This is a genomic window from Pseudomonas syringae pv. tagetis (assembly GCF_022557255.1).
GTDB classification, from domain to species: Bacteria; Pseudomonadota; Gammaproteobacteria; order Pseudomonadales; family Pseudomonadaceae; genus Aquipseudomonas; species Aquipseudomonas caricapapayae.
The window spans coordinates 2,667,079-2,690,890 of the sequence record NZ_CP092923.1; the positions used below are offsets into that span (position 1 = coordinate 2,667,079).

The 23,812-nt window shown below is 62.0% G+C and carries 6 protein-coding genes and 1 pseudogene; all 7 read right to left on the reverse strand.

The genetic code is table 11. From position 1 onward, the window contains the following. On the reverse strand, nucleotides 1-1,083 hold the full coding sequence (locus tag MME58_RS12010) for a Gfo/Idh/MocA family oxidoreductase (RefSeq protein ID WP_054988061.1): 1,083 nt from the start codon (nucleotides 1,081-1,083) through the stop codon (nucleotides 1-3). Then, nucleotides 1,080-10,575, reverse strand: a pseudogene (locus MME58_RS12015) (SDR family NAD(P)-dependent oxidoreductase). The gene MME58_RS12010 and the pseudogene MME58_RS12015 overlap by 4 nt, the downstream one beginning before the upstream one ends. Next, nucleotides 10,562-11,788: an MFS transporter gene (locus MME58_RS12020; RefSeq protein ID WP_054985036.1), complete on the reverse strand. Its 1,227-nt coding sequence runs from the start codon at nucleotides 11,786-11,788 to the stop codon at nucleotides 10,562-10,564. The pseudogene MME58_RS12015 and the gene MME58_RS12020 overlap by 14 nt, the downstream one beginning before the upstream one ends. After that, nucleotides 11,785-17,943, reverse strand: a complete 6,159-nt coding sequence (locus MME58_RS12025) for a non-ribosomal peptide synthetase (protein ID WP_055005989.1) — start codon at nucleotides 17,941-17,943, stop codon at nucleotides 11,785-11,787. Before MME58_RS12025 ends, MME58_RS12020 begins: the two co-directional genes overlap by 4 nt. A gap of 60 nt (nucleotides 17,944-18,003) precedes the next feature. Then, the gene (locus MME58_RS12030) at nucleotides 18,004-19,749 is read right to left on the reverse strand and encodes an ABC transporter ATP-binding protein (RefSeq protein ID WP_054985038.1); all 1,746 of its coding nucleotides are present in this window, start codon (nucleotides 19,747-19,749) and stop codon (nucleotides 18,004-18,006) included. Continuing rightward, complete coding sequence (locus MME58_RS12035) at nucleotides 19,746-21,527, reverse strand: ABC transporter ATP-binding protein (protein WP_054985039.1); 1,782 nt, start codon at nucleotides 21,525-21,527, stop codon at nucleotides 19,746-19,748. Before MME58_RS12035 ends, MME58_RS12030 begins: the two co-directional genes overlap by 4 nt. Before the next feature lie 156 nt (nucleotides 21,528-21,683). Beyond that, entirely contained in the window at nucleotides 21,684-23,687 is a 2,004-nt protein-coding gene (locus MME58_RS12040) for a TonB-dependent receptor (protein ID WP_055005990.1), read from the reverse strand. Between the last annotated feature and the right edge of the window lie 125 nt (nucleotides 23,688-23,812).

Below are 23,812 nucleotides of genomic sequence, written 5' to 3' on the forward strand. Positions count from 1 at the left end.
TCAACCCTCCGCCCGCAGTTGCACGGCATCGATGATCGGCGGCTTACTGACCGTGCGCTGTTCGGCAGGTCCGGCGCAGCGCAGGATGTCTTGCCAGAGTCTGGCCACCGCTAACTGATAATCAGCCTGCAGCCCGTCGATACGGGGCTGGCCCTGCAGGATTGCCAACATTTGTTGCAGCAGCCAGCCGACCCCGGCGGGGCCTTCGATTTCATGAGCGCTTCGCCAGTGGCTCGCTGCCGGGTGCAAAGGCATCGCGGTGGCTTGCTGCAGATAGTCGGCCTTGCTGGTGTACAGGGTTTGCCGATCATCGTCATGTGCTTCGGCATGCAGCACAGGTGTCCAGTTTACCGGCCCATAGCTGGCATCCAGCGAAAGGTAGCCGCTGGGCCACGCCAGGTTCAACTGATGCATGACCAGGCTGTGCAGGTCGGGATCATCGGCCGCCATCCAGCTTTGCAGGCGCAGCAGCACGCGGCTGTCCGGCAGGTTCAGCGACAGGGTATGAAAGTCATCGTCGCAATCGAGCCGGCTGACACTGACGTGTCCTGCCAGATCACAGCCAAGTGCCTGAAACAGCAGGTCCAGGCCCGAGTAGAGCAGCTGTCGACTGGTGGTCAGTTGTGCCAGATTGGGCCTGCGGCCGTCGAGCAGCCGCGAGATGCGCTGCGCTGTCCCTGTCCAGCAGCGGCCTGCATCGGTGTGCGGGTAAAAACTGTTGACGATGTACTGACAGCCCATTCGGGCGGCCAGTTGTTGATGCCGGACGATTTCATCCGGGTGTACCGGGTGCTCTTGAATGACATGCAGCCCACGCCGCAGCAGGCTGTCGGTCAATTGCCCGCCAGCCCCGCCGACCACGGCCGAGCGCACCACCACGCAGGCGATATCCAGATCGTCCGGCAGTTGCTCGACATCGGTATACAGCGCTATGCCAAACGCATTGGCCAGCGCTCTGGCACGTGGGCTGCCGTTGGCCAGCAGCCCCGCCAGTTGCAAGCCGGGCTGTTCGACGAGAAAACTGTTGAGGTACAGCTCTCCGAACTTGGCGCCGACAATAAGCACCTTCAATGGTGTATTCATGGGTGACTCTCCTTATTGAGTGGCGGCCAGCCAGGCGCTGATCGACGCCGCAGTACGCTGGACCTGATCCCTTTCGAGCAACAGTTGCCAGTGATCGCAAGGCATCGATTCGCGGTGCGCCGTCGCAGCCCGGTCCTGCCAGTCCTGCTCTGCAGGTCGCCAGTGCTGCGGACGGCTTTCGGCGCTCAGCCACAGACAGGGAAGGTCCAGCCGTGGTGGCTGCGGGTGTTGCGCCAGCAGCTTCATCAGGTGCTCGATGCGTTGCAGCCACTGTTCGGCCTGCTGCGGTTGCGGTGGGTTTTTCAGCACGCCGGCCTGCGTGGCGCTGTTCATGAAGACGTTCAATTGTTCAGCGGGCGGCAACCGTTCCAGATCGTCAGGCAGTGCAATGCTTTTCGAGCTCTCGGCCATAAGGCGCAACAGGCCCGGGCGATCCTCGAAACTGAAGTCCTGACGGCAGACCGGGTCGAGGAGAATCAGGCGGACCTGCTCACCCTGGTGCCGCAGCAGGCGCGCGGTTTCTTCGGCCACGAAGGTGCCGTAAGACCAGCCCAGCAGCACATAGGGCCCGTTGGCCTGTTGACGACGAATCGCCTGCAGATACCGAGCGGCCAGCGCCTTCAGCGAGTCGCTGCCCAGAGCATCCGTCGCGTGCAGGCCGAATACCTGCATGTCCAGCGCCTTTGCCAGCGGCAGATAGGCACTGACTTCGCCATCCGAAGCATGGAACACGAACAGCGCACGTTCGTTGCGACCTCTGACCAGTGCCAGAGGGTTGTCATCGGTCAGGGCGCTGGGGCTGACCAGCGTGGAGCAGAAATCACTCAGCCGAGGGTTATCGAACAGGTTGCGCATGCTGCTTGCGGAATGCCCCATGCGGTTCAGGCGAGCGATCATGCGCGTGGCAATCAGGCTGTCGCCGCCGCTGAGGAAAAAGTTGCTGTCGGCGTCAATGTCTTGCCCGAGCAGTTCCCGCCAGAGTTGCAAGACGGCATCCTGCAGTACCGGATCAACTTCCTGACGCGGCGTGGATTCGCCGGTCTGTTGCGGGGTTTGTCTGGCTGCAGGCGCAGTAAACACATGCTCAACCTGATGCAAGGTCAGGGGCCATTGCGCTGGATGTGGTTCCAGCTGTTCAGCCACGGCAGCCAAGTCCAGATGGCTGACGCCTTCGGCACGAGCGAGCATGAAGTGCTGACGCATGCTGTCGTCAGCCCGTTGCGGCCAGTTCATGACCCAGCTGAATCCCGACGCCTGCACGGCGCTGCGCCAGCGCGGCAGATCGAGCATGGCCTTGTCGTCCTCGCTGCGTTCGTCTGCAAAGTTGCTCAGTCCTTCGATAAAACCGATGCTCGCCAGTTGCAGCGCGCTGTCGCGTTCGGTGGCCTCCAGCAACAGTAGATGTCCGCCGCTGCGCAACAGACGGTGCAGACGCTTCAGCGAGCGTGTGACATGCGCGGCGTCGTGCATCACATTGACCGCTATCACCAGGTCGTAGCCTTGCGCCGGGTGCTGGCTGAAATCCACTGGTTGGTTGACATCGAGAATCGAGCAGGTCAGCTGCGGCCAGGCCGCGAAATCTTCCCGCGCCTGGGTGAGGAACAGGCTGGAAACATCGGTAAAGCGGTATTCACTCAGATGGCTTTCGAGCATCGGCAACACATGGCGGGTTGTCGCGCCGGTGCCGGCACCGACCTCCAGCACTCGCAGGTCGCGTCGCGTTCCTGCCAGGGCTTTGGCGGTCTGCGCCAGTGCGCTGTTCAGGCAGTGCAGCACCGGGTTGTTGCTGTAGAGGGCCTTCACAACGGCATCGCTGTTACCGAACAACAGGCTTAACGGCGAACGATCACCACGCAACAGTTCTGTGTGCTGCTCGATACAGACGTCCAGATACGTGCCGAGTGTCTGGCTCCACTCGGCGTCGGGAAGTGTTTCGCCGTAGCCATCAGCAGCCTGATGTGGCAGGGCCAGATAATGCTGTCCTTCCTTTTGCAAGCGACCTTGCTGGCAAAGCATCGCCAGCCACTGGCGCAACAGCCCCGCAAATTGCGGCATCGCTCCCAGTCGCGTCATCACCTGCGCCAGGTCATGACGCTGACCGGCTTCGCTGAACAGCCCGTGTTTTTGCAGGGTGCTCAGAATGCCCTGGCGAGCACGGCTTTCCAGGGCCTGCCAGGTCAGATCAACCTCTTGGCGTTGCCCTTCACTCAGCCGCGGCAATTCGCTCAGAGGCAGTGGCAGCGGTGCATGAATGCCATCATCGACCTTACTCGGCTGCTGGCTGAGCAACTCCCCAAGCAGGGTGCGTTTTTCTCTGTCGACACTGATGCGCGCGGTCTGCACACCCGGCGCACGGCGCAATTGCGCTTCAAGCCGTTGCGGGTCAAAACGCTCTCCGTCCAGGTTTACCGACCAGTCGTGACGCGGCAGCTCGGGCGGGCGGTCGAAGCCTTGCGGTTGGTCGGCCAGCGTTTTCAACAGGTCGCAATAGGTCTGGAACAGGCTGTCAATCAAGCCGTCGGCAAGCACGTCTTCCATGCAATACCAGCTGAACACCAGCTCACCGTCGATTTCCATCACCTGATGGTCAAGCCAGACTTGCGGCGTTTGAGTAAAGACGTACACCGGGTCGCCGAGGGTCGAGGTCATGGCCTGATCGATGGCTTTGCCGTCCAGCGACATGCCGAGCATGCTGGTGAACACTACAGGCATCGCTGGTTGACGGGTCTGGCCCTGGCGGCGTCCGAGCTCGCGCATGAGCTCTACGCCGTTTACTGCGGTGTGTGCCAGGCGCTGCCAGAGTCGTGCCTGTGTGTCGATCATGACCTGGCTCGGGCTTTCACCGTGTCCCAACTGGAAATCGATCAACAGCACTGACGTGAAGTCGCCAATCAGTTGCTGAACCTGCGGATGCAAGGCTCTACGGTTGAAGTAGGTCAGGTTGAGGGTGAATTCCGGAGTGCGGCTGACGCTTTCCAGGGTCTGCGCGAATAACGCCAGCAGCGCGGCAGACGGCGTCACGCCCAGGTGCTGGCAGTGCGCCTTGAAGCGGTTCCATCGCAATGCGTCGAGGCGGGCCTGAACGGTCCGGAAACGTGGCTGGCCCTTGGGCAGTTCGTCTGCCAGCGGCAGTTGCGGCGCGCCAGGCAGTTGCTCGAGGGTGTCCTGCCAGTAGCGCCAGGACTGTCGCCATTGCAGGCTGTCGCGCTGCGCCAGGTCAGCCATTACGTAGTCGCGGAAGGTCAGTTCGAGAGGATCGAGTGCCTGACCGGCGTAGGCGATGGCCAGATCGTCCATCATCACTTTGAAGCTCTGCACATCGAACAGCAACAGATCAAGGTTCATGTGCAGGCGGCAACGCCCGGCGTCCAGTTCGCTGACCGTGACTTCGAACAGCGGCCAGCAGTCACTGGGCAGCACACGATAAGACATCTCTTCACGGATGCTGAGCAGGCGTTGTTGCTGTTGTTCCGCGGGCAGTTCGCGCAGGTCGTTGCGTGGCAGGTGATACCAGGGTGTGTGTTGCAGGATGCGCTGACGGCCGTCACTGTCGATCACCATGCGCAGCATGTCATGGCGGGCGATCAGAGCGTTCCAGGCGTGCTCGAAGCGGCCCAGGTCAAAATCGGCATATGCCTTGTCCCATTCAAACAGCACATGGCAGGCCACACCGCCGTAATCAATCAGGTCGGTACGACCCAGCCAGTAAGCATGCTGGATCGGCGTCAGCGGAAAGGGCTCGAAACGGCTGTCAGGCTGCGGCACGATTGAAGGGGCACTGTCGGCAGCCGCCGTTTTCCCTGTACTCGACAATAACAGTGCGCTCAGGCCGCGAATGCTCAGGTCTCTATAGGCTTCTCCGGCATCCAGACGAATGCCTAGTTGGCGCTGGATGTCGCTGCTCAGCTCAAGGAACAGCAACGAATCGAGACCCAACTGCATCAGATCCTGATGCTGCGCGGGTGCAGCGTCAGGGCTCAGGCGCAACTGACGGCAGATGCAGGCGCTTAGCCATTGGCTAAGCGCCTGCTGATCGACCTGCCGATCGCCGGTCATGCCGGGTGCGGGGAGAGCATCGTTCCGGGAAGAGCCTTTTATGGGCGAACGAGTCACGGGTTGCTCGATAGTCTGCGCCAGCAGTCGGCGGCGCGGGTCGATGCGTTCAGGGTCTATGCGCATCGCCAGATGCCACGGCACACCGCGCATGACTGCCTGTTCCAGGTGCCACAGGCCTTCGCCGGTTGTCAGCGTACCCATGCCGCCCTGCGCCAGCCGGGCATGCAGTTTATCGTCGGCTGCGCGTCCGGTTTCACCCCAGGCACCCCACGCAATACTGACGGTGTGCAGGCGGGCGTCGACCTGCGATTCGGCGAGCCCGTCCAGATAGGCACTGGCCAGTGCATGAGCCCCTTGACCAGCTGCGCCCAGACTGGCGGCTGCGGAGGAATACAGCAGCAGGTAGCGACCCTGGTCGGCAAGTGCAGCCTGCAACTGGCGGGCTGCCGAGCATTTGACCTGCAACAGCGGTTGCATGCGCGCAGCGTCGAGGTTGCTCAGCGGGGTGTCGTCCAGCAGGCCGGCGCTGTGAATCGCGCCGCTCAGGCCGCCGTCGGCGTGTAGTTCGTCGAGGCAGGTCGCCAGCGCAGCCTGGTCGCTGATATCACAGGCTACCCAGCGTATTTCACAGCCGTATTGCTGTTGCAGTGTATCGATCAATTGTTCGCCATCATGCGGGCAGCGCGGTGCGAGCAGGGCGATCCGCGATGCCCCCTGATCGACCAGCCAATGGGTGCTCAGACGACCCAATCCGCCAAATGCGCCGGTCACGATATGCCAGCCAGTGTCCTTGAAGCCTTGCGCGGGCAGGCTGGCGCTCTGGTGACGCTGAACGATCAATGTCTGCACCTGTGCGACACCCTGGCGCACCGAAATCCAGCGTTCACCGTTCTGCGCAGCGCTCAAGCCTGGTAGAAGGTCTTGCCAGTCGCTGCCGTCCAGGTCAATGACAGCCAGAGCGCGCTGTGGTTGTTCGGCACAGGCAACCCGCAGCAACCCCCACAGCGCTCGTTGCTCAGGGCATACAGTGCGATGTGTACCCAGTGACCAGGCGTTGCGGGTTACCACCAGCAAGGGGTGGTCGGTGGCGGTCAAGGCCTTGAGTACCTGGCTGGCAACTTCTGCCAGCGTGCCGTCCTCGACGATCAGCAGGCACGCTGTGGCGTTTGGGTCATGGGCAATACCAGCCTCGGCCAAGGCCGCCCGGACACTGGCCGGTTCGATGCACAGCGGCGCATTCGACGTATCGGGCACCTTGGTCGCTGCCCACTGCCAGGTGTAATGGGTGCCAACGGCAGTCTGCGGCGCGGGCAGCGTAGAACGGGGCGCAGGCTGATTATCGGCGCTGCCCAGTAGCTGCCAAAGCCCTTGGTTGTTGCAATGTCCGAGTTCGACCCGTGCAACCCCGAACGGGTCGGCGCTCCAGCGCAGGGTCAGGTCTGCCAAGGATTCGGGCAGCGGTACGCTCCGGGCGAATACCGGCGTGCGACGGGTATCGCCGTGGCGCGCCGCCAGTTGCTCGCATGCGTGCTGCAAGCGGGTCTGCCAGCGCTGCGGCTGGCCTGCGCAATCCGTCCAGTCAGGTTGATAGAAGTGTTCGCCGAGCTGCCTGCCCAGTACCGCGTTGCCGCTGTCGTGACCGACACTGAGCGGGGCGCGCGCAATGTTCGCTGCCTGAGTCCGCGCCAGCAGGATGTGTTCGCTGATGCCGGAGGTGGCACTACCATCGTCAGGCAGCCAGTCCAGGCGTTCGAAGCCGTGCTCCATACATTGTTGCTGCCAGTGTTCGGTGGACAGAAACAACTCGCCGCCGCGTGCCTGCTCGTCATGCAGCGGCAATACCAGCGGGCCGAAGACAAAATCGAACAGGCGCATCGGGCGAGTGATTTCACGCATCAGCAAAGCGCCACCCGGCTTGAGCAACGGGCGCAGGTTTTGCAGCGTATGACCTATATGCTGCGTGGCATGGATCACGTTGGCGGCGACGATCAGGTCATAGTGTTCAGCTGGAAAACCCTGCTCGGCGGCAGGTTTTTGCAGATCGAACAAGGCGTACTCGACAAAGTCGTATTCGCTGAACTTTTCTTCGGCACGACGGCTGAACAACGCTGATATATCGGTGAAGCAATAACGTACATCGGCGACGCTGCTCAGCTCCGGCAGCAGCCAGGCCGTGGTGCCTCCTGTGCCACCACCGACTTCCAGAATCCGCAGCGGACCGCGTCCGGACTGCTGGTGTTCGCGGATCAGCCCGCTGACCACGCCTGCTGCGATCTGGTTGAAGTAACGGCCGAAGCTGAATTGCTGATACAGCACTTCCACGCCGCTGGAGGCGCTTTCCGGGAAAATTACCGAGACTGGCTCGACGGCTCCGCTCATCATGGCGAAAAGTTGCTCGCCTGCCCGCTCAACGGTGTCGGCGATCACGTCCAGCCCTTCGCAGCAACTGCGCAGTTCTGCGAGCAATGTCGGGTACTGCCCGTGCGGCACGGGTCTGGCGCTTCGATAAAGGCCGCGCTCATTAGCGTAGTAGCCATCCTCGACACAGGCATTGAGCAGCCGCACCAGCAGTTGCCGATGACGTGGCAACAGCCGACCGCCGCGCAGAATGCTCAGCGGGTCGACGCCCCGGTCGATGGTGTCCTGCACACACTGGCGAACCATCTGGTCAACATAGATCGCATGCAGGCGGGTCACACATTGATACAGGCGCTCCAGGCGTGGCAGGTCCAGGTGGGCACCTTCCTGCAACGCAACCTTGCGACCGGCTTCCAGCAAAAGATCCTGCGTCGTCGCGACAGGCTGCTGCGGCGCATCGCACCAGTAGCGTTGTTCATCGAAGGCATACAGCGGAGCCTGGACACGCGTGCCGACCGAGGGCAGCAGGGTGCGCCAGGGCAAGCTGGCACCGGCGGCGAACAGGCGCAACAGGCTGTCATGCAGGACGGCGGTGTGCGGTTTGTGTCGGCGTGCACTGGCGATCCAGTGCACACCGGCGTGTTCCAGACGCGTGCCTATCCCGGTCAACGGTGCATCGGCACCCAGCTCCAGTGCGATCGTCACGCCCGTTTGCAATGCATGAGTCAGCGCCTGGTGGTAGCGCACCGGTTCTCGCAGGTGCCTGCGCCAGTAATCGCCGCGTTCCAGTTCAGCCTGGGCGAGGGGTTGGCCGGTCAGGGTCGAGATCAGCGGTATTTTCGCAGGGGCCGCGCGCAGCCCCGCGCTGGCTTGCTGGAATTCATCGAGAATCGGCTCCAGCAAGCGAGAATGTGCTGCGCCCGCCACGCTCAGGCGATTATGACGAACGTGCCGCTCTTGCAGCGCTTGCGCCAGCGCATCGATGCCTTGACGGTCACCTGAGGCCACCAGATGCTGTTCGGCGTTGTGCACGGCGATTTCCACGCCATGTTCGAGCGCCAGAGGTTGGAGTGTTGCCACGTCGCAGAATACCGCGAGCATTGAACCTTGCGCTGCGCAATGATTCATCAAACGGCCACGGGCGATCACCAGCGGCAAAATGTCTTCCAGCCGATAGATCCCGGCGATGACCACCGCGGCGAACTCACCTACCGAATGGCCGATCAACAGGTCCGGGGTCATACCCGCTTCGCGCCAGTGAGCTGCCATGGCCACTTCAAAGGCAACGATGGCAGGTTGCGCGTAATCCATGCGGTCGATCAGCGCTTCATGCTCGCCGAACATGACCGACTGCAACGAGGGTTGCAGGTGCGCGGCGCAGACTGCAAAGCTGCGGTCCAGGCTCTCGCTGAAGGCTTTTGACTGACCGTAAAGGCTTTTGCCCATTCCGGCCCACTGACTGCCTTGACCACTGCACAGCCAGACCTGCGCGCCCTGGCCTGGCTGGCCTTCATACAGCAAGGCATCGCTGCCACCCTGGGCAAACGCCTGGAGCGCCGGGGCGGTTTCTTCGTGCAAAGGCACCGCCAGACGGAACGGCAGTTCCAGTTGCCGGGCATGCAGCGCCGTGTGTGCAAGGTCAGCGGCAGCGTCTGCGGCATGCAGACGTTCGGCGTAAAGGCCCGCCAGCTGGCGCAACGAGTGCTGGCTGGCGGCGCTGAGTAACAGGGTACTGGCCTGCGCTTTCGGGCCTGGTGCGCGCAATGCGTCGGGCAGGGCTTCGACGATCACATGGCAGTTGGTGCCACCAATGCCGAATGACGACACACCGGCACGGCGCGGCCCTGCTGGCCATGCCCGGTCCTGGGTAGGAATATAAAACGGACTCTGTTCAAGCTGCAGCGCCGGGTTGATCTGCTCGACATTGATGCTTGGCGGAATACGCCCATGATTGACCGCCAGAATGGTCTTGATCAGGCTCGCAATGCCGGCGGCAGTATCCAGATGGCCAAGGTTGCCTTTCACCGAGCCCAGGGCGCATCCACCGATATCCGTGCGTCGTGCGAACGAATCGCGCAGCGCTTGAACCTCTATGGGGTCGCCGAGCGGGGTGCCGGTACCATGTGCTTCGAGCATGCCAATGCTGGCGCAGTCGATATCGGCCAGCAGCAGGGCATCCTTAATGACTTCACGTTGACCGACCACCGAGGGAGCGGTGTAGCCGACCTTGTGATGACCGTCGTTATTGATCGCGCTGCCACGTAGTACCGCCAGCACCGGATCGCCGTCACGCAAAGCGTCTTCCAGTCGACGCAGGGTCACGGCACCGACGCCGTTGCCGGCAAAGGTACCCTGGGCACTCGCGTCAAACGGGCGGCAGCGGCCGTCCGGCGAGAAAATCATCCCTGGCTGGTAAAGGTAGCCGGCCTGTTGCGGAAACGACACGGCTACGCCTCCCGCCACGGCCATCTCGCATTCGCCGCTGCGCAGGCTTTCGCAAGCCATATGCACCGCGACCAGCGAGCTTGAGCACGCTGTCTGCACGCTCATCGCAGGGCCGCGCAAATTGAGTTTGTAGGCGGCGCGGCTGGCCAGGTAATCCTTGTCGTTGCCCATCAGCGCCTGCAGGCCCTTGACCTGTGCGACTTCGGTGACGCGAATAGCGTCTCGGCCCGGGTATGTACTCATGCGTCCCGAGGCAAATACGCCTGTTTTATGCGCGACTTCGCGGGGTGCGAAACCGGCGTCTTCCAAGGCATGCCAGACGATTTGCAGGAACAGCCGCTGCTGCGGATCGATGGATTCCGCCTCCTGACGCGAGTAGCCGAATAGCGCGGCATCGAAGCGGTCTGCGTCGTCAATCACTGCAGCGACATTGACGAAGTCCGGGTTATCGATCAGTTCCGCGGACAGTCCTGCTGCGAGCAGCTCTTCACGGCTGAAGTGGCGGCTGCACTCGCGGCCGGTCAGCAGGTTCTGCCAGTACTGGGCGCTGTCGCGGGCTTCGGGAAAACGGCAGGCCAGGCCGATGACCGCAATGGGCTCGCTGGTGCCGTAGGTTTCTTCAAAGGTGGGCATGGAGGACCTCGTGTGCAGGCGTGGAAGACGGGCTGGCAGGCGTGCTGCGTTCAAGGCGGCGACACAGGTGCCGGGCAGGCCACAGGCAGATGAAGGCAATGCTCGCCAGTACCGCGAGCAGTGGCGGATAGCCCAGGTAATGAGCCGACTGCAGGGCTGCGATCGATGCCAGCATGGCAATTGCAGCATCGACCGACTGCAGCAGGGCGTAATCGGAGGCCGGTTGGTGCGGGCGGACCACGCCCATCAGTAGGTTGTAGAGGGTGACGAAGCCAATCGCGGCGGCGATATTGACCAGACTGAACAGCGTCAGCCATGCAGCAAGGTCGTAGACACGTGCGCCAAGTGCTGCCGCGAGAGCAATGAGCGCGTGCAGCAACATGGCTGGCAGCAGGCACCGCCAGGCACCGAAGCGCCTCGCCATCCACCCGCCGAGCAATACGCCGATGGCACTGGCGACTGTGCTGTACAGCGTCGAAGCCATACCCAGCTCGGCGAGGCCCAGGCCATTGTCCATCAACAGCACGGTCTGAATCCCCATCAGTCCGCGCATTGCCAGGTAGTAAATGGCTGTCAGGCACAAGGCCGGCCACAGCGCAGTGAAGCTGCTGCGATCCAGCCTTGGCTTGACCGCCGGCTCTTCAATGCTATTGCTGGCGGGCAGCAATCCCGTCGGCAGCAACAACAGCAGCGAGACCATCGACATGCCGATGAAACCGATGCGCCACCCCCAGCGCTCGGCCAGAAACAGGAACACAAATGAACCGAACACTATGCCGAGGTAACTGCCGCCCACTTGCGCGGTGTTGGCAAACGGACGGCTGGCGGCGTCGCAGGTCGTGATCGTGATGCCATCGGCGTAGATATCATGACTGGCGGACAATAGCGCCAGCAGCATCAGCCCGGCCATGATCGGATAGAGTGAGCGCTCCGGGGCCAGAAAGCTTATCCCCAACAGCGTCAACGCCATACCCAGTTGCAACAGCACCAGACTGCCCAGGTAGTGATTGCTACGCAGTGTCAGGCTATGACGCTCGCACCAGGGCGCCCAGAGAAACTTGGCTATCCAGGGCAGGAACGTCAGTGACAGTAGACTGAGGCTGGCCAGATCCAGCCCCTGATGGCGGAAATAACCGACCACACCCTGCAACATCAGTGCGGTGAGCATGCCTTGGTGCAGGTAGTAACACCAATAGGGCAGGTAGCGGCTCATGACCCGCCTCCGGTGCGCCGTAACCTTCTGGCGTTTCTCTGCGTCAACTGGGCGTGCCGGGGTTGTTCTCGCGTATCGTTTGCCGGTTGCGTCCGGCTCAGGTGCCGCGCCAGCGCTCGGGCGTTGGGGTAGCCGAACAGATCGGTGGCCTGCAAATGCCGATGGCCCTGCTGGGTCAGCTTCACATGCAGTTGCACCAGCTTGAGCGAACTGGCCCCTGCGTCGAAGAAGTTTTGTCGGCAGTCATGCAACTTCAGACCGACCACCTCCTGAAAGGCATGCCGGATCTGTTCGACAATCTGTTCATCAGCCTGTTGCTCAGGCTCATGAGGCAGTGGCTGGATGCGTGGCAACATCGCCATACCCGCATCAGGCTGTCCGGGGGTAACCAATTGTTCCAATGACAGGGCCCAGGCCTGGGGTTCATTGGCCAGGCGGTTGAGCAGGGCAAGGTACTGATCGAACATGCTGCGCAGGACGCTCGGTTCGAACAGTGCCTCGACCGCGTCCCAGTTCAGGCATAGATCGCCTTCGGACTCGTATACCTGATGATCCAGCCAGACTTGCGGGGTCTGCGAAATACCCCAGACCGGCTTGAGCCATGACGATTGGGCCATGAAACGGCCCTTGTCGAAGCCCAGTGCGCTGGTAAAGACCACCGGCATTTGCGCCGCAGCCATGCCGTGGCGACTGGCCAGTTCACGCATGACACGGATCGCAGAGTGATCGCGCTGGGCAAGATCGCGCCACAGCCGCTGCTGCAGGCGCTGAGCACTGCCTATCCAGTCGGCGGCAGGCTGCCAGGCCAGGAGTAACAGCGACGTGAAGTCACCCAGCACCCGGTCGATATGCGGATGCAGCGGTTGACGGTCGAACAGGGTCAGGTTGAGACTCAGCTCTCGCTGACTGCTCCATGCCGACAGCACTGCGGAAAAAGCGCTGAGCAGCAGCCCCGAAGGCGTCAACTGATGCCGATGGGCCTGGTCTTTCAGACGTTCCCAGCAGGCGGCGGGCAGACGCTCGGCCAGGCGCACAAAGTGTGGCGTACCGACGTCGCCCGGCGCGCAACGCAGCGGCAGACGCGGCGCTGGCGGCAGGTCATCGAGACGCCGTTGCCAGTACGCCTGAGCACCGGGTGAGGGCGGCAGGCTGGCGCGCAGGCGCTGATAGTCGCGGAAGCCGATATCGACAGGGGCCAGCACTTGCTCGGGATGCAGGTACAACGCCTCGAGCTCGGCCAGCAGGATCTGCATGCTCATGCCGTCCAGCAGCAGGTTGTCGAGGCTGATAAAAATCCGGCTGTGCGAGCTGCCGTCTTCGACTATTTGCGCATCGAACAGCGGCCACTGCCCGGCATCGAGCACCTGATGGGACAATCGTTCGCGCAGTGCGATTGCTTCGCTGCCATCCAGCGTCGCTACCTGGTGACGTCGAGGAATGAACGCCGGCACCTGCTGCAGAACCTGCAACATGCCGTCACGCACCACGGCACGCAGTATGTCGTGACGCTCGATGAGCCGCTGCCAGGCATTTTCAAACAACGGGATATCAAGCCGTTCGACGCTGAACTCGACAAAGAAATGCGCGCCCACACCACCCAGCACAAACCCTGACTGACGCCCCACCAGATAGGCTTGTTGTATTTCACTCAGGGCAAACGGCTCATAGCGGCCTGTCGGGTCATGCTCAAGCGTGGCCGTTGGCAGCGACTCTTCCACCAATGTCGCGGCAAAGGCATGCAGGGCGGGAAAGTTGAACAGATCATCGAGCCGGGCGCGGTAGCCGTGGCTGCCCAGTTCACCGATCAGTCGGGTTGCCAGGAGGCTGTCGCCGCCAAGCTGAAAGAAGTGGCTGTGGCGATGCAGTGCGCCGGTTTGCAGCAGGTCCTGCCAGAGCTGCGCCACCACCTGTTCGCGAGCGGTCTCGGGTGCTTGATACTGATCGGGATGTGCACTGGCTGGTTTGCACAGCTGCCCCAGTGCCTGATGGTCGATCTTGCCGTTGGCGGTGAGTGGCAGTGCGTCGAGAAAGTGCAGGCGTTGCGGGATCATGTAACCGGGCAGTTCGTTGGCCAGCGCCTGGGCCAGTCGGGCAGGGTCAGGGCGATACAGCGCGTCGGGTGCGCGCAGGATCAGGCGCTGCATGTCGCCCAGTCGGTGCATTCCGTGCGGGGTCAGTCCGGCCTGGGTCAGTAACGCTTGCCAATGTTCGTGGTCGCGCAACTGTTCTGCTGCACTGTGACCGTGGCTGAGCAGGTCGGCGCTGATCAAGCTCAGCGCCGTGGGATGAGCCAGTTCCAGCACGCAGATCGCAGCACCAGGTGCACAGAGTCGTATCCATCGGGCGAGCGCTGCTTGCGGCGTTTCAATGCGATGCAGTTGATTGTTGATCAGCAGCACGTCGGCGCTGTGGGCAAGCGTCTGACGCGCACCGTCGGTGTCTCGGAGAGCACTGCCATGCGCGAATCCTGCGAGTCGTTCGCCTGCCTTGAGGACCATTGCCTGGGACGCATCAAGGGCGGTGTACTGCACCTGCGATGCATCGAGTCGCTCCAGCAAGAACAGCCCGGTCACGGCGCTGCGGGCGCTGGCTTCGATCAGCCGTACCGGGCGTTGCAGGCGACGACTCAGATCGGCCAGCGAGATTGCCAGCGCGTCGAGGGCTTCGCGACTGCCGGACGCATGCATCAGCAATTGCTCGGGAGCCCAGTAAGGATGCTCGAGCAGGGTCTGAGCACTGCGCTTGCCATGGAGTATTTCGCGCAATGTGTCGTGGTGCGCATGCAGGGCTTCTGTCAGCGCATAGGCAGAATCGTCGTGCGGCGTTGTGTTCGTACTGGAGTGGCTGAGTCGCCACGCGCCTTCGGCATCGCGCTGCAGGTGGCCTTGTGCGGCCAGCCACTCCAGCCAGCGGTTCAGCAACGGTTGCCAGTGTGCCTGGCAACCGTAGGACTGCACCACCGTCGCGGTGCTGACAGGATCGTTGAGGTGTACGCCATTAAGTGCCAGGTGCCGGACCAGAAAATTGGCCAGCAGACCCTCCGTGGCATCCGTCGTTGCGGTTTCGGGCCTCAGCCAGTCAGCGTAACTGGACGGTGTGAGCGGGTCGGCTTCCACGGCGCTGCAAAGGCTGGCACCGTGCGGCACGACAAAGGCCACCAGACTCCTTTCCCGTTCGCCCGGTGCCATGCTGACGGCTGCCTTGACGCCTTCGAGCCGGTTGAACGCTGCATCGATTTCACCCAGTTCGATGCGGTAGCCACCGACCTTGACCTGCTTGTCGCGACGGCCAAGGAATTCCAGCGTACCGTCCGGCCAGTAACACCCCATGTCGCCCGTGCGATACCAGCGCTCACCGGCCACGTCGACGAACTGGCGGGCGCTGCGTTCGGCGTCATTGAAATAACCCTGGGCAACACCCACACCGCCTATCCACAGCTCGCCAGCTACCCAGTCCGGGCAGTCTCGTCCCAGTTCGTCGACCACGCGATAGTGCTGGTTGGCCAACGGCTGGCCGTAGGGAATCGAGCGCCAGTGCGGCTCTACCCGATTCACAGTGCAGGTATTGGACCAGATCGCCGCTTCCGTCGCGCCGCCCATGGCGACAAAACGGCCATCGTCGCGGTACCGGTGATAGCGTTCCGGCAAGTCCAGCCCGATCCAGTCGCCGGACAGCATGACCAGCCTCAGGCTCGCCGGACTGTGCAGATCGAAGCCTTCACTGTAGGTCAGCAACATGTCCAGCAGGGCGGGCACACTGTTCCATAGGGTAATGCGATGCTGATCAATCAGCCTGCACCACAGCGCCGGGTCGCGACGTTGCTGTTCGTTGACCAGCACCAGTGAAGCGCCTGCGCCGAGTACACCGAAGATGTCATAGACCGAAAGGTCAAAGTGCAGCGCCGACAGGGCCAGCACGCAGTCTTCGGGGCCGACGCCATGTCGCTGGCTGATGTCCACGCAGGTGTTCAATGCACTTTGGTGGCTGATCACCACGCCCTTGGGTTCGCCTGTCGAACCCGAGGTGTAGATGATGTAGGCCGGCTGTTGTGCGCTGACCGGCACCTGGTGCCGAAGCGGCTCGCTGCGGATTGCCTGCTGCCAGGTCAGGGCATTGCCGATGTCGCGCTCCTCGGGCTCATCGGCGCTGGTCAGCACGCACCTCACCCCGGCCCCTTCATAGATACCGATGCGCCTCGCCAATGGCTGGTCCGGTGGCACCGGCACATAGATCGCACCCGCCTTGAGAATGCCCAGTACGCAGATAATCTGACCAATGTCCTTGGCCATACTGACAGCAACCGTTTCGCCCGCTTCGACGCCCAGGGCCTGCAGGCTGCCTGCCAGCCGGCTGGCTTGATCGGCCAGTTGGGCGAAGCTCACCCGCCGCTGGTCCTGAATCAGTGCGGTAGCCTGCGGGGTACGTTCTGCCTGGGCGAAAATCGCGTCGTGCAACAAACCCTCAGGGAGAGGCTGCCTGGTGGCATTGGCTTGTTCGCGGACAGCCCGCTGGGCTGAGGGCATCAGTTCCGGCAAAGGTCGTGACCACTGCGCGGGGGTTGTCACCAGCGCCATTACCTGCTCGAAATAGACGTCGAACAGCGTGTCGGTCAGCCCCTCGGGAAACAGCTGGTCATTGCTGTCCCACTGCAGATAGACCTGCTCCTGATGCTCGAACGCGAGGTGGTCGATCCACACCTGCGGGGTCTGGGAAATGCCCCAGCCGGGTGCACCCAGCGTGTCCTCCGTGGCTTCGCCAAACAGCGGGCGGCCGAGGTTGCTGGTGAACACCACAGGCGCACCGTGCGGATGGCGCTGGCGTTTCTTCAACTCGCGCAGCACCTCGACCCCGGACCACGCGCTGTGTTCATAAACCTCGGCAAACGACTGCTGATTGGCCCGCGCCAATTCAGCGAAGGTTTGTCCGCAGCAGCTCACTGGCAGCGTCAGGATATTGGTGAAGTCGGCGATCATGCTGGCGACCGCAGGGTTCAGAGGCTGGCGGTCGAACAGGGTGAGGTTGAGCAGCAGCGATTGTTGCCCGCTCCAGCGTCCCAGCACCGCGCTGAATAGTGTGGCCAGCGCCATGGTCGGGGTAACGCCGGCGGCTCCGGCGTGGTCTTTGAACGCCTGCCACTGCGTGGCATTCAGCTGCCCGCGCCGGCGGCTGATGCGCACCTGTCCGATGCGCTCGGGGTCCTGCGCCAGTGGCAGGATCGGTGCGAGGGGCAGGTCGTCCAGACGCTCAAGCCACCAGGCCCTGGCGTGCTGGACGCGCGTCTGACCATCGCGTTCGAGCTGTGCCAGGTAACTGCAAAAATCGTAATCGATGGGCGAGGGCGCAAGCGGGCGTTCGTCGATCAGCGCGATTAGTTCTTCGAACAACTGATTGAAGCTGGCGGCATCAGCGACCAGCAGGTCAATGTTGACCAGCAGTCTGTTACGGCCGTCTGGCAACAGGCATAGCTGGAAATCGAAGGTCTCGCCGTTCTCGACATTCAGACGCCGATGCCCCAACTGTTCTCGCAGCTTCAACAGTTTTTGCTGGCGGTACGCTTCATCCTTGTCACGCAAATCATGAACCTTGAGGCCCGGCCATGCCGAACGCGCCTGCCATTGTTGACGACCGTTGGCCAGAAAGCGCGTCTTGAGCATCGGGTGACGTTCGATCAGTCGATAGATCGCCGCTTCCAGTACCTGCGGTGTCAGGCCGTAGCCATCGAACTCCTGATACAGATGGCAGCCGACGCCCCCCAATGGCTGCTCGCTGGAGCGCCCTACCAGATAGGCGTGCTGCACGCTGGTCAGCGCGAAGGGCTGGCCGTCACTCATGAGCGGCAGTGCCTGATCTTTCCGAACAGTCTCGGCGGTATCGTTATGAATGGCCGCAGTGCCCAGCAATTGCTGCCAGCCGTGCAGCGTCGGCTGGTCGTAGAGGTCTTTGAGGGTCACTTTGAAACCCTGGCGGCGAAACCGATTGAGCCAGGCCATCAGGTGCATCGAGTCCATGCCCAGCTTCAACAGGTTGGCGTCTTCAGCGAGCAGTTCGGGAGACAGACGCAGTTGCCTGGCGATTTCCTCTGCCAGCAGGGCGGGGTCGAATGCTTCAGGTGGCGTACCGCGAGCAGTCGAGGCTTTTCTGGTCGATGTGTACATGGTAAGACTCCATCCAGACAAGTACTCGTGCCGCGCTCAAGGTGGCGCGGCGCAGGGGGTTCAAGTGTGCAAGTGCCAGTTCCTTGCCTGGCTCTGGCGGTTCCACAGGCGGGCGTAGAGCCCTTGCCGCGCCAATAGCTCATCGTGGCGGCCCTGTTCCATAATGCGTCCGCGATCCATGACCAGAATCTGGTCGGCGTGCTGGATGTTGTGCAGACGATGGGCGATGACCAGCACTGTACGATCGCGTACCAGCGCGTCCAAGCCACGTTGAATAGCGGCTTCCGAAGACGGATCGACGCTTGAGGTGGCTTCGTCGAGCAGCAGGATCGGGCTGTTCTTGAGCAGCGCCCTAGCGATTGAAAGGCGTTGCCGTTCACCGCCCGATAGCCAGCCGCCGCCCTCGCCAATGCGCGTGGCATAGCCCTCGGGAAGCGCCTCGATGAATGTGTGGGCATGGGCCTGGCGTGCAGCGTGGATGACCTCTTGCTCGGTTGCGTCGGGTCTGCCGACCAGCAGGTTGTCGAGCACCGTGCCGGAGAACAGCGTGACGTCCTGAAAGACCATCGATATCTGCTTTTGCAGGTAATCGCTGCCGATGTCCCGTGCCTCGATGCCGCCAATGCGTAACTCACCGCTGTCGATGTCCCACAGGCGGGCGACCAGATGCGCCAGGGTACTTTTTCCCGCGCCGCTGGGGCCGACCAGCGCAGTCAGGGTCCCGGCGGCAAGGCGGCACGAAAGGCCATCGATAACCGGCGCTTGCTCTTCGGCGTAGCTGAAATGCACTTCTCTGAGTTCGATATCGAAGTGTGCGGGCTTGCGCGGCTGAATGGGTTCTGGCATCGGTTTCTGATCCAGCAATCGTTCGGTGCGCATCAGCGCACGATGGCCAAAGCGCAGCAGCAGAACGGAGAAACCCAGGTCGATGCTCTTGCGATATAGCGGCCAGGCCAGCACGGTGAAGATAATCAGGTGCTGGATGCTTATCTGCCTGTCGAGCAGCAGGTTGCATCCCAGCAACACCATGAGGATGAAGCCGGCTTCGATGACCAGGCCGAACAGGCCGACCCACACAGCCGGTTTCAGTTCGATGCTGACCATGGCCTGGTGTTGCTCGTCCAGGACTTTATTCAGACGCTGCAAAGCGCTGCCGAAACGGCCGAAGCTGCGAATCACCGCAATGCCCTGAATGTATTCCAGCAACGCTGACTGAGTGCGGTTGCTGGTGGCCAGCAGTTGGTCGGCGTGGAGCAGCGTTTTACGTATCGCCACATAGATCGTCAGCGCGGCCAGCGGCAACATGGCCAGCACCGCGCAGGCAAGGAAGGGTTCCAGCCAGAACAGCAGAATCAGAATAAACGTCAGTTCCGCCAGCGACAGGGCGAACACCCCGAGGAAGTGCGACCACAGGTGTTCGACCATGGCCAGATCACTGGTGACCTGCGCGCTGATTTCGCCGCTGTTGGCCGTCGCGAACCAGCCGAGCGGCAGTTTCTGCAAATGGTCGACCAGACGCAGACGGGCATTGGCCATCATCGCGTATGCACCGGTAAATATCAGCGGTGTGCCGAGGGCTCCAACCGCGATTCGTGCTGCCAGACAGGCAAGCATGCCCAGTGTCAGCCAGATTACGTCCCAACCCTGAAGCCTACCCTCGAACAGGCTTGCCAGCAGCCAGTACAACAGCAGATAAGGAGCGGCGCTCAACAGGCCCTCAACGACCGCCAGGCGCAGCCCTTGATTCAGGCGTGGATCGCGTTGCCCTGCCAGGCGTTCGCCCGCGCGCATCAGACTGTAAATCATGCGGGTTCTCCACTGCTCAGTTGCCATTGGCGAATGCGGGTGTGGTCCTTCCAGAGTTGCTGATACAGCTCGCAGCTTTCGAGCAATTGCTCATGGCGACCGATGCCGAGTACTTGCCCCTGATCGAGGACCACGATGCGGTGGGCGGTGATGACGGTGTGCAGGCGATGGGCAATCATCAGGACGGTTCGGCCGCGGCACAGATTGGCCAGTGCCTGCTGGATCAGTACCTCGTTTTCGCTGTCTGCGTAGGCCGTGGCTTCATCGAGAATCAGCACCGGTGCGTTCTTCAGCAGGGCTCTGGCAATCGACAGGCGCTGACGCTCACCCCCTGACAACTGCGCGCCGCCTTCGCCAATGGGCGTGTGGTAGCCCTGCGGGAGGCGCTCGATAAAGTCATGGGCGCACGCCGCACGTGCTGCGGCCTCGACACTTGCCAGATCGGCGTCAGGGTTTGCCAGACGCAGATTGTCGAGCACGGACCCGTCAAACAGATGAACGCGCTGGAACACCGTCGCGACCCGATCGAGCAGCGCCTGCAATGGCCAGTCGCGCAGCTCGGTGCCGCCCAGCGTAATGCTGCCGCTGTCGGCGTCGAACAAGCGACTGACCAATTGCGCCACGGTGCTTTTACCGGAACCGCTGGGGCCGACCAGCGCGGTCAACTGGCCCGCCTGAGCGCTGAAACTGACCTGATCCAGAGCCTGCCTTTCGCCGTAGGCATGGCAGACGTTTTCCAGCCGCAGGTCCAGCGGTGTGTCGGGAATCTGCACCCCGGCGTTGTCGCTCAGTGGCGAGGTGAGCAGCACATTGTTGATCCTTGCCAGCGCCGCGTTGCGCTGTACCTGATCGCCGAGCATGTACGTCAGGCGCAGCAGGGGCAAAAGGGCAGCGGGTGCAAGCAATAGGAACAGCAGCAGAGTGTCCAGCGTGATGTCGCCATCCAGCAGCAACCACGCCCCCAACGGCGCTACGACCATCAGGCTGGCGCTCAGCAGTCCCGAGAACACCACCCAGAACAGTGAACTCTTGCGGGCAAAGCCGGCTACCCACTCTGCTGCGCCACGTATATCGCTGCTCAGAGAGCCAAAGCGCAGGCTGGTCAGGCCGAAGCTTTTGACCACCTGAATGCCTTGCAGGTACTCGCTGAAACTTTGTGAAATACGTTGTTGCAGACTTTGCCATTGCGCCATACGCGCAGCCGAGCCTTTCACCATCAGCATCTGCGCAAGAAACGCCAGCGGCAGCGGGGCGACACAGGCGAGCGCCAGCCGCCAGTCAACGATGAACAGGACAAGCAGTGTCAGTGGCGGCATGACTGCGGCTGAGATCGAATCAGGCAGCGAGTGCGCAAAGAACCCTTCAAGCGAAGCGACATCGTCATTCAATGTACGGCGCAGGTCGGTGCTGCTGTGCTGGCTGAAAAAACTCAGCGGCACCTCACCCAGATGACGTGCAATCCGGCTGCGCAGCCGACGCAGCAGCGCGAACGCTGCCAGGTGCGCGGTAACATGACTGAGGGTCATAAGCAGCCAGCGCAGCAGCACCGCCGCCAATGCCCAAAGGCCCCAGACCAACGCGGCATGTGTATCAGGCACGGGGCTCAGCAAAACCTGCGCGATCTTGTAGACGCACCACAGCGGCACAAGGCTCAGCAGCGTGGAAACCACAGCACAACTGATTGCCAGGGCAAACATCCCCGGAGCCAGCTTTAGCAGTCCGGTGTGGCTGAGTGGCCGGGTTGTGCTCGGGTCGACAGCATCATGATCGCGGGTCATTCGGCACTCCTTGGGTGTCCGTACCTGTCATATCGCCATGCAGCGGCTGACGGACGCCCAGTGGGCGACCGGCGTTGTTGCCGATGAATGGAGCCGGTGGTTTTCTCGAACCCGGCTCATGTGCAATCGCGCGCGAGCCTGGCCAGGGGGTTCGGGTCAAAAAGTGATTTTTGTACTCAAGCCCAGTTCCCGGCCTTGCCCTGGCTGACTGAACTGCGCGCCGCCGGACAGGTAGGAATAGGTGCGGTAGTCCTTGTCGCCGAGGTTGTTGCCATACAGGGCAAGCTCCAGATCAGGCTTGGGCAGCCACGCCAGTCGAGCATCCACCAGGCTGTAGCCCCTCTGCGATACCTCGTTGTCGACGTCGAAATAGTGTTTGCCGGTGTAACTGATCCCGACACTGGGCCGCACTTCGCCCAGCAGCCCGTCAAAGTAGAAGCTGCGTTCGGCCGATGCGCGCAAGGTCCGTCCCGGCGTGTACGTCAGCCTGTTGCCCTGACGGTCGGAATCGAGCATACGGTTGCGGTTGACGGTTCCCGCCAGCCGAATCAGGGTCGCTTCATCCGCGTGCCAGTCCATGGACAACTCGGCGCCTTCACTGCGGGCCTTGCCGATGTTGCTTAGCGACTGGGTGCCGGTGCCCGCTGCGCCGATGAATTGCTGTACATCGTCGATATCGATGCGATACAGCGCGGCGTTGAGCCACAGGCGCTTGTCCAGAAGGCTGGATTTGACGCCTATTTCGGTGTTCAACGACTTCTCCGGCGAATACGCCACGGCATCAGGTGTGATGGCACCGATGCGGTTGTAACCACCCGCTTTGTAGCCCTTGCTGACCGATGCGTACAAGCGCGTGTCCGGGGTGGCCTGGAAGCCCAGGGCAATCTTGGGGGTGGTGCTGGTAAACGTGTCGTTGCCACTGTAGACAAAGCCTGGCGTAAAGGCTGCGTCGATCTGGGTGTAGTCGGTTTCGGCTTTCTCAACGCTGTGGCGCGCGCCCAGCGTCAGGTCCCAGCGCGGCGCCAGGTGCCAGGTAAACTCGCCGAACACGGCTTTCTCGGTGCTTTCGATGCGGCTGTCGGCCACGCCATAAACCCCGAACAGCGGGGCGCTGCGGTCCGGTTCGCGCTCCGAGTGACTGCGGCTTTTCTGCCAGTACAAACCACCCACCGCATCCCAGGCACGGTCGTTGCCCTGGGTGGAAAGACGCAGTTCCTGGCTGACGGTGCGCTGGCTTTCGGGCCATTGAAAACCCAGATCGCCGTACACCCGCTCATGGCGATAGTTCTGTAGAGAAGTGATAGAGGTCAGTTTCAGTGCGTCGCTGAGGTTCCAGTCCAGGGTTGCACTGCTGGTTTCAACGCGCCGCACGTAGATCGACTCCATCAACGGTACGCTCGCCCGGCGTTTTTCATACGTGGCGTCTGCCAGGTATTGCTCGTTGTAGGAGGTCAGGCGATCCCGGGCATAAGCCAGCTTGAGGCTGAAGTCTTCATTGGGTTTGAAGGTCAGGCCGACATTGCCGCCGCCGTTGTCGCTGTCACCATGGTGCTCGCTGCGGGTCAGCTCGCCGTCGGTGTCGTCGTGATACACGGTGCCTTGAATGAATAACGTGTCGTCCACCAGCGGCGTCGAACCCGTCGCCGACACTTGTTGGTGCAGATTGCTGAAGCGGCTTTGCAGCGTCGCGGTCGGCGTGTTGTCCGGTTGACGGGTGAGGATATTGAGTGCCCCTGCATGGGCATTACGGCCGTAGAGCGTGCCTTGCGGGCCTTTCAACAGCTCGATGTGTTCAATGTTGAGCAATTGCTGATTGAAGGTGCCCAAGTATTGCGGCACTCCGTCCACATAAATGCCTACGGGCGCATTGTAGGGGTCCGATGAGGACACGCCGCGCAGACTCAGGCTGGGAAATACACCGGCACCCGTGTTGCGAATCAGCAGTTCCGGAAATACTCTCTCGAGGTCGCCGCTGTTATAGACATTGGCACGCTCCAGATCCGCCTGCTCTGCCACCGAAAGCGCCAGGTCGGTCTGGTCCTGGGATTGCACGCGCTTGCCAGCGGTAACCTGCATTTCCGGCAAGGTCATGACATCGTCGGCCAGCGCCTGATGGGAAACTGCAAGCATGACTGCCAGGCTGAGTAGAGAACGTTGCATGAATAGACTCGGGTGAGAGGGAATGAGCGCATTCTCTGGACTTAACCGCTTCATTGCGCGTGCGATCAGGGTCGAAATGCGCGCAATCGGTACTTTAGTTGATAAGTGTTATCATTTGAGTCTGA